At 61.6% G+C, this 16,646-nt stretch carries 12 protein-coding genes; 8 read left to right on the plus strand and 4 right to left on the minus strand.

Features of this window, described 5'->3' with window-relative positions; all coding sequences use genetic code 11:
* Positions 1-51 precede the first annotated feature (51 nt).
* The gene (pbpG, locus tag A7K61_RS20305) at positions 52-975 is read left to right on the plus strand and encodes a D-alanyl-D-alanine endopeptidase (RefSeq protein WP_044274651.1); all 924 of its coding nucleotides are present in this window, start codon (positions 52-54) and stop codon (positions 973-975) included.
* Between the two features lie 131 nt (positions 976-1,106).
* On the opposite strand, the gene A7K61_RS20310 is transcribed toward pbpG, so the two are convergent.
* Positions 1,107-1,772 (minus strand): peptidase C39 family protein, encoded by a 666-nt coding sequence (locus tag A7K61_RS20310; RefSeq protein ID WP_069558224.1) that lies wholly within the window; start codon positions 1,770-1,772, stop codon positions 1,107-1,109.
* Between the two features lie 334 nt (positions 1,773-2,106).
* Between A7K61_RS20310 and A7K61_RS33210 the strand changes: the two genes are divergently transcribed.
* Positions 2,107-2,268 (plus strand): hypothetical protein, encoded by a 162-nt coding sequence (locus tag A7K61_RS33210; protein WP_164692270.1) that lies wholly within the window; start codon positions 2,107-2,109, stop codon positions 2,266-2,268.
* Here the strand turns inward: A7K61_RS33210 and A7K61_RS20315 are convergent.
* Entirely contained in the window at positions 2,265-2,675 is a 411-nt protein-coding gene (locus A7K61_RS20315) for a hypothetical protein (RefSeq protein WP_003192269.1), read from the minus strand. The two genes, A7K61_RS33210 and A7K61_RS20315, sit on opposite strands and share 4 nt — an antisense overlap.
* Before the next feature lie 206 nt (positions 2,676-2,881).
* Here A7K61_RS20315 and A7K61_RS20320 point away from each other — a divergent pair, with 206 nt between their 5' ends.
* From A7K61_RS20320 to A7K61_RS20330, 3 genes are read left to right on the plus strand one after another with little or no spacing between them, the layout of a single operon-like run.
* A complete protein-coding gene (locus A7K61_RS20320) occupies positions 2,882-6,103 on the plus strand; it encodes an efflux RND transporter permease subunit (RefSeq protein WP_069558219.1) in 3,222 nt (1,073 codons plus the stop codon).
* Entirely contained in the window at positions 6,093-7,262 is a 1,170-nt protein-coding gene (locus tag A7K61_RS20325) for an efflux RND transporter periplasmic adaptor subunit (protein ID WP_069558220.1), read from the plus strand. Before A7K61_RS20320 ends, A7K61_RS20325 begins: the two co-directional genes overlap by 11 nt.
* Positions 7,246-8,661: an efflux transporter outer membrane subunit gene (locus tag A7K61_RS20330; RefSeq protein WP_069558221.1), complete on the plus strand. Its 1,416-nt coding sequence runs from the start codon at positions 7,246-7,248 to the stop codon at positions 8,659-8,661. The genes A7K61_RS20325 and A7K61_RS20330 overlap by 17 nt, the downstream gene beginning before the upstream one ends.
* Positions 8,662-8,779: 118 nt before the next feature.
* Here A7K61_RS20330 and A7K61_RS20335 read toward each other — a convergent pair whose 3' ends face one another.
* Complete coding sequence (locus A7K61_RS20335) at positions 8,780-10,063, minus strand: Zn-dependent hydrolase (RefSeq protein ID WP_069558222.1); 1,284 nt, start codon at positions 10,061-10,063, stop codon at positions 8,780-8,782.
* Between the two features lie 145 nt (positions 10,064-10,208).
* The gene (locus A7K61_RS20340) at positions 10,209-11,696 is read right to left on the minus strand and encodes an NCS1 family nucleobase:cation symporter-1 (protein ID WP_056787992.1); all 1,488 of its coding nucleotides are present in this window, start codon (positions 11,694-11,696) and stop codon (positions 10,209-10,211) included.
* Positions 11,697-12,289: 593 nt separating this feature from the next.
* Between A7K61_RS20340 and hydA the strand changes: the two genes are divergently transcribed.
* From hydA to preA, 3 genes are all read left to right on the plus strand, one after another.
* Positions 12,290-13,729, plus strand: coding sequence for a dihydropyrimidinase (hydA, locus tag A7K61_RS20345; protein ID WP_069558223.1), 1,440 nt, complete (start codon positions 12,290-12,292; stop codon positions 13,727-13,729).
* Positions 13,730-13,890: 161 nt separating this feature from the next.
* Positions 13,891-15,258 carry an NAD(P)-dependent oxidoreductase gene (locus A7K61_RS20350; protein ID WP_057711264.1) on the plus strand — a complete coding sequence of 456 codons (1,368 nt, stop codon included), beginning with the start codon at positions 13,891-13,893 and terminating at the stop codon, positions 15,256-15,258.
* On the plus strand, positions 15,258-16,532 hold the full coding sequence (gene preA / locus A7K61_RS20355; RefSeq protein WP_003192280.1) for an NAD-dependent dihydropyrimidine dehydrogenase subunit PreA: 1,275 nt from the start codon (positions 15,258-15,260) through the stop codon (positions 16,530-16,532). The genes A7K61_RS20350 and preA overlap by 1 nt, the downstream gene beginning before the upstream one ends.
* Positions 16,533-16,646 lie beyond the last annotated feature (114 nt).

The raw sequence follows: 16,646 nt of genomic DNA on the forward strand, positions 1-16,646 counted from the left end.
CAAGATCCGTTCTACAACGGCATTTCCTTACTTTTTAGCGAGTTCATCCGCGTGAAAATTCGTCTTTCTATTGTCAGCCTGTTTTTTGCTTTGACAGGCACCTTCGCCCACGCCGCCGAAACCACCCTGGCTCCGCGTGACGCCTCCAAGCTGCAGATTGCCTCCGGCAGCGCCATGTTGGTGGATTTGCAGACCAATAAGGTCATCTATTCCAGCAACCCCGACGTGGTGGTGCCCATCGCTTCGGTGAGCAAGCTGATGACCGGCCTGATCGTCCTCGAGGCCAAGCAGAATATGGACGAGTACATCGACATCAACATCACCGACACGCCCGAGATGAAAGGCGTGTTCTCCCGCGTGAAGATCGGTAGCCAGATGCCGCGCAAGGAAATGCTGCTGATCGCTCTGATGTCTTCGGAAAACCGCGCCGCTGCGAGCCTGGCCCACCATTATCCTGGCGGTTACGCGGCCTTTATTGCGGCGATGAACGCCAAGGCCAAATCCCTGGGCATGACCAGCACCCACTACGTGGAGCCCACCGGCCTGTCAATCCATAACGTGTCGACCGCCCGCGACCTGAGCAAGCTGTTGGCCTATGCGCGCAAATTCCCGATGCTGAGCCAGTTGAGCACCACCAAGGAAAAGACCGTGTCGTTCCGCAAGCCCAACTACACCCTGGGCTTCTCCAACACCGACCACCTGATCAACCGCGCCAACTGGGATATCAAGCTGACCAAGACCGGCTTCACCAACCAGGCCGGCCACTGCCTGGTGCTGGTGACGAGCATGGGCAACCGCCCGGTGTCGCTGGTGATCCTGGATGCCTTTGGCAAGTTCACCCATTTTGCCGATGCCAGCCGTATTCGTAGCTGGGTAGAAACTGGCAAAGGCGGCGCAGTGCCGGATGTGGCGCTGCGTTACAAAGCCGATAAGAACCTCAAGAATCGAGCGACCGCTACGGAAGTACGTCGATAAACAGTGATGTGATTTAGTGTGGGAGCGGGCTTGCTCGCGAATGCGGTGGGTCAGTCTAAGCATTCAGCGACTGACGCTGCGCCTTCGCGAGCAAGCCCGCTCCCACAGCCCGCTCCCACATTATTTGAGCTTCACTTCTTTTCTGCCAGCACCTTGAGTGCCTGCGCCGCTGCCTGCTCCTGACCCGCCTGCGCGGTGGCATTGGCCGCATCGCGCCAGCGTTGCGCGTCCACATTGGCGGGCAACTGGCTCGGGCGCTGGGTCAGGATGGCCCAATGGCCCGCGCCCTTCCACGCCGACTCAAAGTCGCTGAAGCTCATGCTCAAGCGGCGCTCATTGCCTGAGCGCAACAGCACCGTACTCTTCTGCTGGTTGAACCCCACCACCACAACATAACGCGCCCCGGACCAATAGCTGGCGTTGATCCGCGCCATCACCGGGTAACCCGCCGCCACCTGCGCCAGCACGGCGGTCAGCTTGGCGTCCAATGGGTACACCATCAGCCCGTACTCACGCGCCAGCACCTGCATGTTGCGCTCAAGGTCCGCCTCGGCGCCGGGCAGGCGCAGCGGCTTATCAAGCAAACCCGGTGTCATGACAATGCCTTGTTGCGACAGCATGCTGGCAAGTGCCGTAGGACCGCTCTGATAAGCCTCGCTGCGAAAGGTCGGCACGCCATTGAGTTCGACGCGCTCGGGTAAGCCAGGCAGTTTGGATGGAGTGTTGCTGGAACAGGCCGCCAATCCAAGGGCAACGGCCAGTAGCAAGGAAGTTTTAAGGTTCGACCGTAAGCGCAATTTTTTCACTCTCTTGATCAACTGCCGGTAAAGGCCCCGATCATAGCCCAATCGCGCTTTCTCTATCCCGTAGGAGCGAGCTTGCTCGCGAAAAACTTACAGGCGCCGCGTTTATTCAGGAAGCCTGCGTCATCGTTGACGTTTTTTGCGAGCAAGCTCGCGCCTACAGGGGGCGGCGCAAGATATCTATAGCCGACGCGTGCAATAAAGCGGTGACGATAGAGCAAACAAGTTGGACGGACTCGACCATTGGTCAATAGCAGGCAACCGTCAGCTGACTAGACTGTCCATTGAGAAGACTGTGTGTGCCCCAAGTGGGCGAAAGGAGGCCCGAATGAGCCTTGCGACAACGATTTTCCTGTTGATCTGTGGTTGGCTGGCCGTCGCCGCCGCCATGCTGTGGGGGGTCATGCGCGTGACGCGCCGGCATCATCACCCCCACGTCAAACCTGCTGAACCCGCCGAGCCGCGCAAGGCGACGGCGCATCACGCCTAGCCAGGCATGCAATTGAAGTCCTGGGTGGCGGCAATTTCCTTGCCGTGGCCGTCCTCAAGGGACGCGCGCACCGTGGTGCCCAGGCTCGACTCCACCAGGGTGTAGTGCTCACCCGCCTTGAAATGCTTGTACTCGATGCGGCCCTGGCAGTCCTGCTGGTTGTCGTCACCCGGCTCGTCTTCAAATAAGGTCACGTCCAGGCGATGGTCCCCCGGGGTCACTTCAAAATAGCGCCCATCGTCCACGCGCTTGCCATCGACACGCTCGGCCATCAGGTCATTCGGCGCTTCTTCCTGCAAGCCGATCCAGGCTTGGCTGGGGTCCGCCTTGGGGATCGGGCCAGCGCATGCCGACAGTAAGCAGACAAAGCCAAGAACGGGAACTAACAACAGTGGTTTAAGTGACATGACAGTGCTCCAAAGGGCATGAATGAAAAGGTCGTATCCGATGGCTGACAAGCTTGATGAGCCGCCCCTCCTGGAACAAATGAATCCCTATGAAAGGATCTTCAGCCGTTAACTAAAACTTCCTTCACCTGGCTGAAAGGTGCGTGTTAGGTGGGTCGGGCAAGACTGCCGGGGTTTGCAATCCTGCTCTTCTCGGAGACTCACGCATGCTCGGGCTGGTAAAGACCGCACTGCAAAAGCCGTACACCTTCATCGTGCTGGCTATATTCATCTGCATCATCGGGCCGATGGCGGCCCTGCGCACGCCCACGGATGTTTTTCCCGATATCGGCATTCCCGTGGTCGCCGTGGTCTGGCAGTACAACGGCCTGTCCCCGGACGCCATGGCCGGCCGGGTGATCTACACCTACGAACGCTCCCTGAGCACCACCGTCAACGACATCGAACATATCGAGTCGCAATCACTGCCCGGCATGGGCATCGTCAAGATCTTCTTCCAGCCTGGCGTGGATATCCGTACCGCCAATGCCCAGGTCACGGCGGTGTCACAAACCGTGCTCAAGCAAATGCCGCCGGGCATCACGCCGCCGCTGATCCTCAACTACAGCGCCTCCACGGTGCCGATCCTGCAAATGGCGTTCTCCAGCCCCAGCCTTTCGGAAGCCAGAATTCGCGACCTGGTGCAGAACAATATTCGCCTGCCCTTGAGCGCCCTGCCCGGCCTGGCCATGCCCACGCCGATGGGCGGCAAGCAACGGCAGATTACGCTGGACCTCGACCCCCAAGCCCTCGCCGCCAAAGGCTTGTCGGCCCAGGATGTGGGCAATGCCCTGGCGCTGCAGAACCAGATCATTCCGGTGGGCACCGCCAAGCTTGGCCCCGACGAATACACAATCCTGCTCAACAACAGCCCCAAGGCCATTGATGAGCTCAACGACTTGCCGATCAAGACCGTCGATGGGGCGCTGATCACCATCGGCCAAGTGGCTCACGTGCGCGACGGTTCACCGCCGCAAACCAACATCGTGCGGGTCGACGGCCATCGCGCCGTGCTGATGCCGGCGCTGAAAAACGGCAGTATCTCCACCCTGTCGATCATCGACGGTATCCGCCAGATGCTGCCGCGCATCAACGAAACCCTACCGCCGTCATTGAAAACCTCGCTGCTGGGCGATGCCTCGGTGTTCGTCAAACAGTCGGTGGGCAGCGTGGCCCAGGAGGGCATCATTGCCGCATTGCTCACCAGTGCGATGATCCTGCTGTTTCTCGGCAGTTGGCGCTCGACCTTGATCATCGCCGCCTCGATTCCCCTGGCGGTGCTGTCGGCCATCGCGCTGTTGGCCGTCAGTGGGCAAACCCTCAACGTCATGACGCTGGGCGGACTGGCGTTGGCCGTGGGCATCCTGGTGGATGACGCCACGGTGACCATCGAAAACATCAACTGGCACTTGGAGCAAGGCAAGGCGGTGAAGACCGCGATTCTCGACGGCGCCGCGCAAATCGTCGGCCCGGCGTTCGTCTCACTGCTGTGCATCTGCATCGTGTTCGTGCCGATGTTTTTGCTGCAAGGCATCGCCGGTTACCTGTTCCGGCCCATGGCGCTGGCGGTGATCTTCGCCATGGCCAGTTCGTTCATTCTCTCGCGCACCCTGGTGCCGACGCTGGCGATGTTTTTGCTCAAACCACATAAACCCGAGCCAGGCGCGGGGCATCATCCGGAAGATGCATTCATCAACCACCACGAGGGTGAACAGCACCTGAAACCGCGCAATGCGTTGCTGCAATCGGTGCTGAATTTTCAGCAGGGTTTCGAGCGGCACTTTTCCAATATCCGTGACACCTACCATGGCCTGCTGACGCTGGCACTGGGCGCACGCAAGCGCTTCATTGTCGGGTTCCTGGCGTGCGTATTGGCGTCGTTCCTGCTGTTGCCGAGCCTGGGCCAGGACTTTTTCCCGGCCACCGATGCGGGTGCCCTGGCCCTGCATGTGCGCTTGCCCCTGGGCACGCGCATCGAGGAAAGCGCCGCGGCGTTCGACCGCATCGAAGCGCGGATTCGCGAGGTCATCCCCGCCGAAGAACTGGACACCATCGTCGACAATATCGGCATTCCGCTCAGCGGCATCGACATGGCCTACAGCAGCAGCGGCACCATCGGCCCGCAGGATGGCGATATTCAAGTCAGCTTGAAAACGCACCACGCACCCACCGCCGACTATGTGAAAAAACTGCGCGAAGCCCTGCCGCAAAGTTTCCCCGGTAGCCACTTTGCGTTCTTGCCCGCCGACATCAGCAGCCAGATCCTCAACTTCGGCGCCCCCGCCCCGCTGGACGTCAAAATCTCCGGGCGCAGTGACGCAGACAACCGCACCTATGCCGTCGAACTTGAACGGCGCCTGCAGCATGTACCGGGGATTGCCGACCTGCGCATCCAGCAGTCCACCGGCTACCCCTCGCTGCAAGTAAACGTGGACCGTATGCGCGCCAATGGCCTGGGTATCACCGAGCGTGACGTCACCAACAGCATGGTCGCCTCCCTCGCCGGCAGCTCACAAACCGCGCCGACCTTCTGGCTCAACCCGGCCAACGGCGTGTCTTACTCCATCGTCGCCGCCACCCCGCAATACCGTCTCGACAGCCTGCCGTCCCTGGAAGCACTGCCGGTGACGGGGGCCAATGGGCAGGCGCAAATTCTCGGCGGTGTGGCAACCATCTCCCGGGTACAAAGCCCGGCCGTGGTGACCCACTACAACATTGAACCGACCCTGGACCTGTACGCCAACGTGCAAGGCCGCGACCTCGGCGGCGTCGCCCGCGATGTGCAAAAGGTGCTGGATGACACGGCGTCCATGCGTCCCAAAGGCGCGACTATCAGCCTGCACGGGCAGATCGATGCGCTGCATGAGGCGTTCAGTGGTTTGAGCTTCGGGTTGCTCGGCGCAGTGGTGCTGATCTATCTGCTGATCGTGGTCAACTTCCAGTCGTGGGCCGATCCCTTTGTGATCATCACGGCGTTGCCGGCAGCATTGGCGGGCATCGTGTGGATGCTGTTCCTCAGCGGCACCTCGTTGTCGGTACCGGCACTCACCGGCGCCATCTTGTGCATGGGCGTGGCCACCGCCAACTCGATCCTGGTGGTGAGCTTCTGCCGTGAGCGCCTGGCCGAACATGGCGATGCGTTGAAAGCCGCGCTGGAAGCCGGCTACACACGCTTTCGCCCGGTGTGCATGACCGCCCTGGCGATGATCATCGGCATGCTGCCCCTGGCGATTTCCGAGGAGCAGAACGCCCCGCTCGGTCGAGCGGTCATCGGTGGTTTGATCTTCGCCACCATCGCCACTTTGTTGTTTGTTCCCGTGGTCTTCAGCCTGGTCCACGGCCGTCATCCTACTCGCGCAACTGCTGGAGAAACGCCCCATGTCGCCTGATCAAAAACCCTCGCGCAAGCGTCTGATGCTCATGGGTGTCGGTGGCCTGACGCTGGCTGCCCTGTTGGTCGCCAGCGGCCTGCATGCGCGCACGCTGCACGAACAATCGGTCACTGCCTGGACCGAAGCCGCCGCTGTCCCCCAGGTGATGGTGTTCCAGCCCAAGCCAAACGCCGCCGGTGATACCCTGCGCCTGCCCGCCCACCTGGAGGCGTGGAGCAAGGCGGCGATCCATGCACGGGTCAGCGGCTACTTGAAGGACTGGAAAGTCGACATTGGCGCCCAGGTCAAGGCCGGGCAACTGCTCGCCGAAATCGACAGCCCCGACCTTGACCAACAACTGGCCCAGGCCCATGCGCGCCTGATCCAGCAACAAGCCAATGCACACCTGGCAGCCACCACCGCGACCCGCTGGCAAAACCTGCTGGCCAGCCATTCGGTATCGCGCCAGGATGCCGATGAAAAAACCTCCAACGCCGCAGCCGCCAAGGCCAACACCGAAGCCGCTGCAGCAGACTATGCGCGACTGTGCGCCCTGGAAAGCTATAAGACCCTTCGCGCGCCGTTCGCTGGCACCATCACCGCCCGCAACACGGACATCGGCCAGTTGATCAAGGCCGATAACGCCAGCGATCCGGAACTGTTCAACATTGCCGACACCCACCAACTGCGTTTGTATGTGCCAGTGCCGCAGAACTATGCAGCGGTCATTCATACAGGCCTTGAGGCCGAACTGACCGTCCCCGAGCACCCCGGCGAGCACTTCAAGGCGCGCCTGATCGGTGACTCCACCGCCATCGACCGCCGCTCCGGCACCCTCCTCGCCCAGTTCGTCGCCGACAACCCCAACGGCGCACTGCTGCCGGGCGATTACGCCGAAGTCACCCTGCCGATTCCGGCTGACACCCATGGTGTAAGCATCCCGGCCAGCGCCTTGATCTTCCGCGCCCAGGGCACCCAGGTGGCGGTGCTGGACGGGAGCAACCATGTGCACCTGCAAGACATTCATATTGGCCTGGACCTCGGCGAGCGCCTGGTGATCGACCAAGGCCTGAAACCTGCTGACCGTATCATCGACAACCCGCCCGACGCCCTACGTGAAGGCGACCCGGTGCAACTGGCAGACGCCACCGGAGGTGCCCATGCGCCCAAAGCCTAAGCCGCTGGCGGCGTTGGTGCTGCTGGCGTTGCAGGGTTGCTCGATGGCGCCCACCTATACAGTGCCGTCAATTGACCTGCCCGCCCACTACCGCGAACAAACCAGCGATGGCCCCTGGCACAGCGCGCAACCGTCGGACCAATTGGCGCCCCAGTGGTGGCAGCTCTACCACGATTCGCACCTGAACGCGCTGCAACAGCAACTGCTCAAGGCCAACCCGGACCTGGCCGCGGCGCTGGCGCACTTCGATGCGTCCCAGGCCTATGCCAGTCAACTGCACGCGGGCCTTTTCCCGCAAATCACCGCCAGCGCGCAACCGCAACGCCAGCGTCAATCGGATTCACGACCGTTGCGCGGCACGACACAGCCGTCGGTGTACAACAGCAATACCGCTGAGTTCTCCTTGGGTTACGACCTCGACCTGTGGGGCAGAATCCGCAACCAGGTCGCTGCGGGCGATGCCCAGGCGCAAGCGTCCTTTGATGATCTGGCGGTGGTGCGCCTGAGCCTGCAACAGCAGTTGGCGAGCCTGTATGTGCAGCTCAATGGGCTGGATGCACAGCGCCGAATCCTGGACCGTTCGTTGCAGGACTTCAGCCAGGCGCTGCAACTGACCCGCAGCCGTTATGAAGGCCAGATTGCGTCGGAACTGGACCTGACCCGCGCACAAAACCAACTGGCCGAAGCCAAGTCACAGCTGGATGAAGTGCGTGGTCAACGCAACCTCGCCGAGCATGCCATCGGCGAATTGGTGGGCGTGACGGCCAGTGATTTTTCATTGCAGCCCAGCTCGCAATTAATGGCGTTGCCCAGCATTCCAGCGCAGTTGCCCAGCCACCTGCTGCAGCGTCGCCCGGACATTGCCGCCGCTGAACGTCGCGTGTTTGCGGCCAACGCAACGATCGGCGTGGCCAAGGCGGCGTGGTTCCCGGATTTCAGTTTGACCGGTGTGCTGGGCGGGCAGACCCAAGGCGTCGGTAACCTGCTGTCTGCCGGCAACCGGTACTGGGCGCTGGGGCCGCTGATGAACCTGCCGATCTTCGACGGCGGGCGCTTGAGCGCCAACGAACGCCAGGCCAAGGCCGAGTTCGAGGAGGCCTCGGCACAGTACCGTAGCCACGTATTGAAAGCCGTGCGCGAGGTGGAAGATAACCTTGCACAACTGCGGGATTTGCAGCAGCAAGCCGAGGACGAGCAAGCGGCGGCAGAGGCAGCGCAACATACCCAGGCCTTGGCGATGAACAGCTATCAGGCCGGTGCGGTGAGTTACCTGGACGTGGTCACCGCCCAAACCGCCGCCTTGCAGGCACAGAGGACGTTGCAGGCAGTGCAGACCCGGCAATTGCAGGCGAGTGTGGCACTTTTGACCGCACTCGGTGGCGGCTGGCAACCGGGCTAATACCCTGTAGGAGCGAGCTTGCTCGCGAAAAACTCACAGGCGTCGCGTTTCTTCAGGAAGCACGCGCTATCGTTGGCGTTTTTCGCGAGCAAGCTCGCTCCTACATTTTTAGCGTATTTCAGGCCGCGAGTTTGCCGCTGGCGATGGCCGCTGAAGCTGCTAGCATGGCGCGCAACAACACCGCACACCCTGCCGCCAGGTCATCCGGCGCGGCATTTTCGATTTCGTTGTGGCTGATGCCGCCTTCACACGGCACAAAGATCATCCCCGCCGGGCCCAGCTCAGCGACGAAGATCGCATCGTGCCCTGCCCCGCTGACGATATCCAGGTTCGACAAGCCCAAGCCATTCGCCGCATCGCGCACCGCCTCCACACAGCCTTTGTCAAAGTACAGCGGCGGGAAGTCCGCCGTGGGCTGCAGGTCGAAACTCAAGCCATGTTTGGCGCAGGTGTCTTCGATCACCTGGCGCACCTGGGCAATCATCGAGTCCAGCCGTGCCGGTTCCAGGTGACGAAAATCCAGGGTCATGCGCACTTCACCGGGAATCACGTTGCGCGATCCCGGATACGCTTGCAGGCAACCCACCGTGCCGCATGCGTGGGGCTGGTGCGCCAACGCCGCCGCGTTCACGGCGGCCACCACCGCCGCCGCGCCTACCAAGGCGTCCTTGCGCAAGTGCATGGGTGTAGGGCCGGCATGGGCCTCAACACCGCGCAGCTTCAGGTCAAACCACTTTTGCCCGAGGGCGCCGAGCACCACGCCGATGGTTTTGTGTTCATCCTCCAGAATCGGCCCTTGTTCGATATGCGCCTCGAAATACGCGCCGACCTTATGCCCGCTGACCGGCCGCGTTCCCGCATAGCCAATCGCGTTCAACGCATCCCCCACGCTGACCCCATCGGCATCCACTTTGGCCAGGGTATCGGCCAGGGTGAACTTCTCGGCAAACACGCCTGAGCCCATCATGCACGGCGGGAAGCGCGAGCCTTCTTCGTTGGTCCATACCACCACTTCCAGCGGCGCCTCGGTTTCCACCTTGAGGTCATTAAGGGTGCGCAGCACTTCCACGCCGGCCAGCACGCCGAAGCAACCGTCGAACTTGCCGCCGGTGGGCTGGGTGTCGATGTGGCTGCCGGTCATCACTGGCGGCAGGTCGGGGTTGCGGCCGGGGCGACGCGCAAAGATATTGCCGATGCCGTCGACTGTCACGGTGCAACCAGCCGCTTCGCACCACTGCACGAAGAGATCGCGAGCCTTGCGGTCGAGGTCGGTGAGGGCCAGGCGACACACACCGCCCTTGGGGGTGGCGCCAAGTTTGGCCAGGTCCATCAGCGACTGCCACAGGCGGTCGCGGTTGATGTGCTGATGGGTCGATTGCAGAACGTCGAGGGCAGCGTTCATGGGGGTCTCCTCAGGCTACAGGTTCTTATGAATTAACGCGGTCAACTGTGGGAGCTGGCTTGCCTGCGATAGCGGTGTGTCAGGCGACACGGTTTTAACTGATAGTCCGCTATCGCAGGCAAGCCAGCTCCCACCTGAACCGTGTTTACAACGGGGATTTGGCGGTGAGTGGACTGCTAGCGCGCTTGGCATTGAGCCCGTAATACAACACCCCGCCCAACGCCGAGCCGGTGAACCAGCCGTAGCTGTAGAACCAGCTGAACGCATCGCTGCCCAGCGACAGCAACGTCAGCACCACCGGTACACCAAAGGCGACAAAGCCGCTCCAGTTCCAGGCCGGGTACACGTCATCGCGGTACAGGCCGGCCAGGTCCAACTGTTGTCTGCGGGTAATGAAGTAGTCCACCACCATGATCCCGGCAATCGGCCCCAGCAGGCTCGAATAACCCAGCAGCCAATTGGAATACACGGTTTCAAGACTCACGTCCGAGACGATCAGCCCGAGTTTTTTCAGCAGTTCATGGGCCATCAGCGCCAGCCCTACCAGGCCGGTGAGAATCACCGCCGTGGTGCGATTGATCAGCTTGGGCGCGATGTTCTGGAAGTCGTTGGTGGGCGAGACGATGTTCGCCGCGGTGTTGGTGGATAAAGTGGCGACGATGATCAGCGCCATGGCGATGGCCACCCACACCGGGCTCTGGATATGACCGATCAGGCTCACCGGGTCGGAGACGCTGACCCCCACCAGTTTCACCGAGGCGGCGGTCATGACCACGCCGAGGGCGGCGAACAGGAACATGGTCAACGGCAAGCCGAAGATCTGCCCCAGAATCTGGTCTTTCTGGCTGTTGGCGTAGCGGCTGAAGTCGGGAATGTTCAGCGACAACGTGGCCCAGAAACCCACCATCGCCGTAAGCCCCGCCATGAAGTAACCGGTGAGGCTGGCGCCTTCGGGGCGCTTGGGTGGGATCGCCATCAACTCGCTGAGGGACACGTTCGGCATCGCCCATACCAACAGCCCAACGCCCACGGCGACCAACAGCGGCGCCGACAAGGTTTCCAGGCGCTTGATCGACTCGGCGCCGCGCAGCACCACCCACAGGTTCAAGCACCAGAACAGCATGAAACCAATCACCTCACCAGTACCGCCGAGGGCTTTCCAGCCGTCGAAAATCGAGCCCAGGAACAGGTGGATCGCCAGCCCGCCGAACATCGTCTGGATACCAAACCAGCCGCAGGCCACCAGCGCGCGGATCAGGCACGGTACGTTGGAGCCGAGGATGCCAAAGGACGAACGCAACAGCACCGGAAACGGAATGCCGTACTTGGTGCCGGGAAACGCGTTGAGGGTCAGCGGGATCAACACCACGATATTGGCCAGCAGGATCGCTACCAGCGCCTCCCCCACCGACAGCCCGAAATAGGCCGTGAGCACCCCGCCCAGGGTGTAGGTGGGCACGCAGATCGACATACCGACCCATAGCGCGGTGATGTGCCATTTGTTCCAGGTGCGCTCGTGCACTTTGGTAGGTGCCATGTCGTGGTTGTAGCGAGGGCTGTCGAGGACGTCGGGGCCGGCGTCGAGTTCGTACAGGCCGTTGCGCTCGATGACTTGCGATCTGTTCTGTTGCATGGCCGCTCCACGGTTTTTTTAAAATAATTGTTGCTCACCTGCTCGCTAGGTTCAGGTGGCCGGAGTACCGCATCGACAACATGACATCCAGGGTTCCGGCCAACTGCCCGTGCACTCAATAACCGTGCCGACAACCGCCTCTGAGCCCGTACCGCTTATATAACGTACTGATGTTTATCAGCTTTCCAATTGAGCCTGCGGTACTTGCCGTCTGCGTCAGGCTAAACAACTCACACGTTGCTCGAACCCTCAGGTCTCAATCTGGTGCATCACAATTATTTTTATTTCTCGACGCCGTCAAGCGGCATATCTCAAGCGCCTGATTTGCAATAAGAAATATTGATCAGATCAAGAACCTGTCAAGTGCGTCAAAACAGGGTGGGCGTGCTTCATTTTGGTGAAAATAGTATTTTTCTTATGTATATCAATAAGATAAAAACTATAAAGGCTTGCGAAAAATCTTCTTGCTCATTCGAAAAACTCGGGCTAGTTTCTATTCCTGTCACCGATGACAGGAATTAACCCGTCATCGGTACGCAGTATTACAACACTTAGAACTGGCACAAGCCGGTCAAGCCTGTGAGGAACTCGACATGTCGCTGTTGATCCGTGGCGCCACCGTTATTACCCATGATGAAAGTTACCGCGCCGACGTGTTATGCGCAGAGGGTCTAATTCGCGCCATTGGCACGAATCTGGATGTTCCCGCAGGCTGCGAAGTACTCGATGGCAGAGGCCAATACTTGATGCCGGGCGGCATCGACCCCCATACCCATATGCAACTGCCCTTCATGGGCACCGTGGCCAGTGAAGACTTTTTCAGTGGCACGGCGGCAGGCTTGGCCGGTGGTACCACGTCGATCATCGACTTCGTGATTCCCAACCCGCAGCAGTCGCTGATGGAAGCTTTCCACCAGTGGCGCGGCTGGGCCGAAAAGTCTGCCGCCGACTATGGGTTTCATGTAGCGATCACCTGGTGGAGCGAGCAGGTACGCGAGGAAATGGCCGAGTTGGTCAGCCATCACGGCATCAACAGCTTCAAGCATTTCATGGCCTACAAGAACGCGATCATGGCGGCCGACGACACCTTGGTTGCCAGTTTCGAACGCTGCCTGGAACTCGGCGCGGTGCCCACCGTGCATGCTGAAAATGGCGAGCTGGTGTATCACCTGCAACGCAAGTTGATGGCCCAGGGCATCACCGGGCCGGAAGCCCATCCGCTGTCGCGCCCCTCTCAAGTGGAAGGCGAAGCGGCCAGCCGCGCCATCCGGATTGCCGAGACCATCGGCACGCCGCTGTACCTGGTGCATGTGTCGACGAAGGAAGCCCTGGATGAAATCACCTATGCCCGAGGCAAGGGCCAGGCAGTGTACGGCGAAGTGCTCGCCGGCCACCTGTTGCTCGATGACAGTGTGTACCAGCACCCCGACTGGCAGACCGCCGCTGGCTACGTGATGAGCCCGCCATTCCGCCCGCGCGGGCACCAGGAGGCACTGTGGCATGGCCTGCAAGCGGGCAACCTGCACACCACCGCCACCGACCACTGCTGCTTCTGCGCCGAGCAAAAAGCCGCCGGGCGTGATGACTTCAGCAAGATCCCCAACGGCACCGCCGGCATTGAAGACCGCATGGCGCTGCTGTGGCACGAAGGCGTCAATACCGGGCGTTTGTCGATGCAGGCATTTGTCGCGCTGACCTCCACCAACACCGCAAAAATCTTCAACCTCTACCCCCGCAAAGGCGCGATACGCGTAGGCGCCGATGCCGACCTGGTGCTATGGGACCCGGAGGGCACGCGGACCATTTCGGCCAAGACCCACCATCAGCAGGTGGACTTCAACATCTTCGAAGGCAAGACCGTGCGCGGCGTGCCCAGCCACACCATCAGCCAGGGCAAGCTGGTGTGGGCCGATGGTGACCTGCGCGCCGAGCGAGGCGCCGGACGGTATGTAGAGCGGCCGGCGTATCCGTCGGTGTTCGAGCAGTTGAGCAAGCGGGCCGCGCTTTCCAAGCCAGTGGCCGTGAACCGCTGAAGCCCCCTTCGCGAGCAAGCCCGCGCCCACATTTGATCCCATTTCAACAGGACAAATGCGGTGGAATGTGGGAGCGGGCTTGCTCGCGAAGAGGCCAGTACAGGCAACAAAAAACCAATGCCCATCAGAGGCAGCACCTCAATAACCGTGAGGCCAACACCGTGATCCAGACCCTGACCCACCTCCCCCACCCCCGCGAAGACGGGGCCACCCTCGCCAGCCAGTTCACCGACCTGGCACCGCCGCTCAACGCCCGCCAGGCCCAACTGGAAGCCTCGCGCTGCCTGTACTGCTACGACGCGCCTTGTGTGAATGCGTGCCCCAGCGAGATCGACATCCCGTCGTTCATCCGCAATATCCACACCGACAACGTACAAGGCGCCGCGCAGAAGATCCTCTCGGCCAACATCCTCGGTGGCAGTTGCGCGCGGGTGTGCCCGACGGAAATCCTCTGTCAACAAGCCTGCGTACGCAATAACGCCGAAGAATGCGCCCCTGTGCTGATCGGCCTGCTACAACGCTACGCCATCGACAATGCGCATTTCAGCGAGCACCCGTTCCAACGCGCCGCGCCCACCGGCAAGCGTATCGCTGTGGTCGGCGCCGGGCCCGCCGGTTTGGCCTGCGCTCACCGCGCCGCCTTGCACGGTCATGACGTGGTGATTTTCGAAGCGCGGGAAAAAGCCGGCGGACTGAATGAATACGGAATCGCCAAATACAAACTGGTGGACGACTTCGCCCAGAAGGAGCTGGATTTCCTCCTGCAGATTGGCGGCATCGAGGTTCGCCACGGTCAGCGCCTGGGCGACAACCTGACCTTGAGCGAACTGCACCAGCAGTTCGATTCGGTGTTCCTCGGCCTGGGTCTCGCGGCCAGCAAACAGCTGGGCCTGCCCTTTGAGGACGCCCCCGGCCTGCTCGCCGCCACCGACTATATCCGCGAACTGCGCCAGGCCGATGACCTCACCCAACTGCCCCTGGCCGACCGCTGCATCGTGCTCGGCGCCGGCAACACTGCCATCGACATGGCCGTGCAAATGGCCCGCCTCGGTGCCCGCGATGTCAACCTGGTTTACCGCCGTGGCCTGGCCGACATGGGCGCGACCCACCACGAACAGGACATCGCCAAGGCCAATCAAGTCCGGCTGTTGACCTGGGCCCAACCCGACGAGGTGCTACTCGACGACCAAGGCCGCGTGCGCGGCATGCGCTTTGCCCGCACCCGCCTGGAAAACGGTCGCCTGCTGCCGACCGGGGAAACCTTCGAACTGGCTGCCGACGCGATCTTCAAGGCGATCGGGCAAGGCTTCGACAACGACGCCCTGCACGATCCGCTGGCCCAGCAACTGCATCGCGTCGGCGAGCGCATCTTCGTCGATGAGCAACTGCGCACCAGCATCCCAGGGGTGTATGCCGGCGGCGACTGCGTCAGCCTCGGCCAGGACCTCACCGTGCAGGCGGTACAACATGGCAAGCGGGCCGCCGAAGCCATGCATGCCCAACTCATGCTGACTGTGGAGGCTGCGTAATGGCCGATCTCTCGATTGTATTCGCCGGTATCAAAGCGCCCAATCCGTTCTGGCTGGCCTCCGCGCCGCCCACCGACAAAGCCTACAACGTGGTGCGTGCGTTCGAGGCTGGCTGGGGTGGCGTGGTGTGGAAAACCCTGGGGGAAGACCCGGCAGCGGTGAACGTGTCGTCGCGCTACTCCGCGCACTATGGCGCCAACCGTGAAGTGCTGGGCATTAACAATATCGAACTGATCACCGACCGTTCCCTGGAGATCAACCTGCGGGAAATCACCCAGGTGAAAAAGGACTGGCCGGACCGCGCGCTGATCGTCTCGCTGATGGTGCCCTGTGTCGAAGCGTCCTGGAAAAACATCCTGCCCTTGGTGGAGGCGACCGGCTGCGACGGCATTGAGCTGAACTTCGGCTGCCCCCACGGCATGCCCGAACGGGGCATGGGCGCCGCCGTCGGCCAGGTGCCGGAGTACGTGGAGCAAGTGACGCGCTGGTGCAAGACGTATTGCTCGCTGCCGGTGATCGTCAAGCTCACGCCGAACATCACCGACATCCGCGTGGCGGCGCGGGCGGCCTATCGCGGCGGCGCGGATGCGGTGTCGCTGATCAACACCATCAACTCCATCACCAGCGTGGACCTGGAGCGTATGGTCGCGCTGCCGGTGGTCGGCACCCAGAGCACCCACGGCGGTTACTGCGGCTCGGCGGTCAAGCCGATTGCGTTGAACATGGTTGCCGAAATCGCCCGCGACCCACAGACCCACGGCCTGCCGATCTGCGGCATCGGCGGTATCGGCACCTGGCGGGATGCGGCGGAGTTTGTTGCCCTGGGCTGCGGCGCGGTGCAGGTGTGCACGGCGGCGATGCTGCATGGGTTTCGCATCGTTGAAGAGATGAAGGACGGCTTGTCGCGCTGGATGGACAGCCAGGGCCATGCCAACCTGCAAGCGTTTTCCGGGCGGGCGGTGGGCAATACCACCGACTGGAAGTACCTGGACATCAACTACCAGGTCATCGCCAAGATTGATCAAGAGGCGTGCATTGGCTGTGGGCGTTGCCATATCGCCTGCGAGGACACCTCGCACCAGGCCATTGCCAGCTTGAAGCAGGCCGATGGGACGCATCTGTATGAGGTGATCGACGATGAGTGTGTGGGCTGCAACCTGTGCCAGATCACTTGCCCGGTGGCCGACTGCATCGAGATGGTGCCGATCGATACCGGCAAGCCGTTTTTGAACTGGACGCAGGACCCGCGCAATCCTTACCGGGAGGCGGTGTAGTTCTTTAGGTCGCTATCGCAGGCAAGCCAGCTCCCACAGTTGACCGCGCCCGGCCACACACTCCACGATGCGAAGCGAGTCGCTCTTGATCTGCTCTTGATCTTAGGCGCCCCG

It is taken from the genome of Pseudomonas sp. AP42, assembly GCF_001728935.1.
Taxonomy (GTDB): domain Bacteria; phylum Pseudomonadota; class Gammaproteobacteria; order Pseudomonadales; family Pseudomonadaceae; genus Aquipseudomonas; species Aquipseudomonas lactis.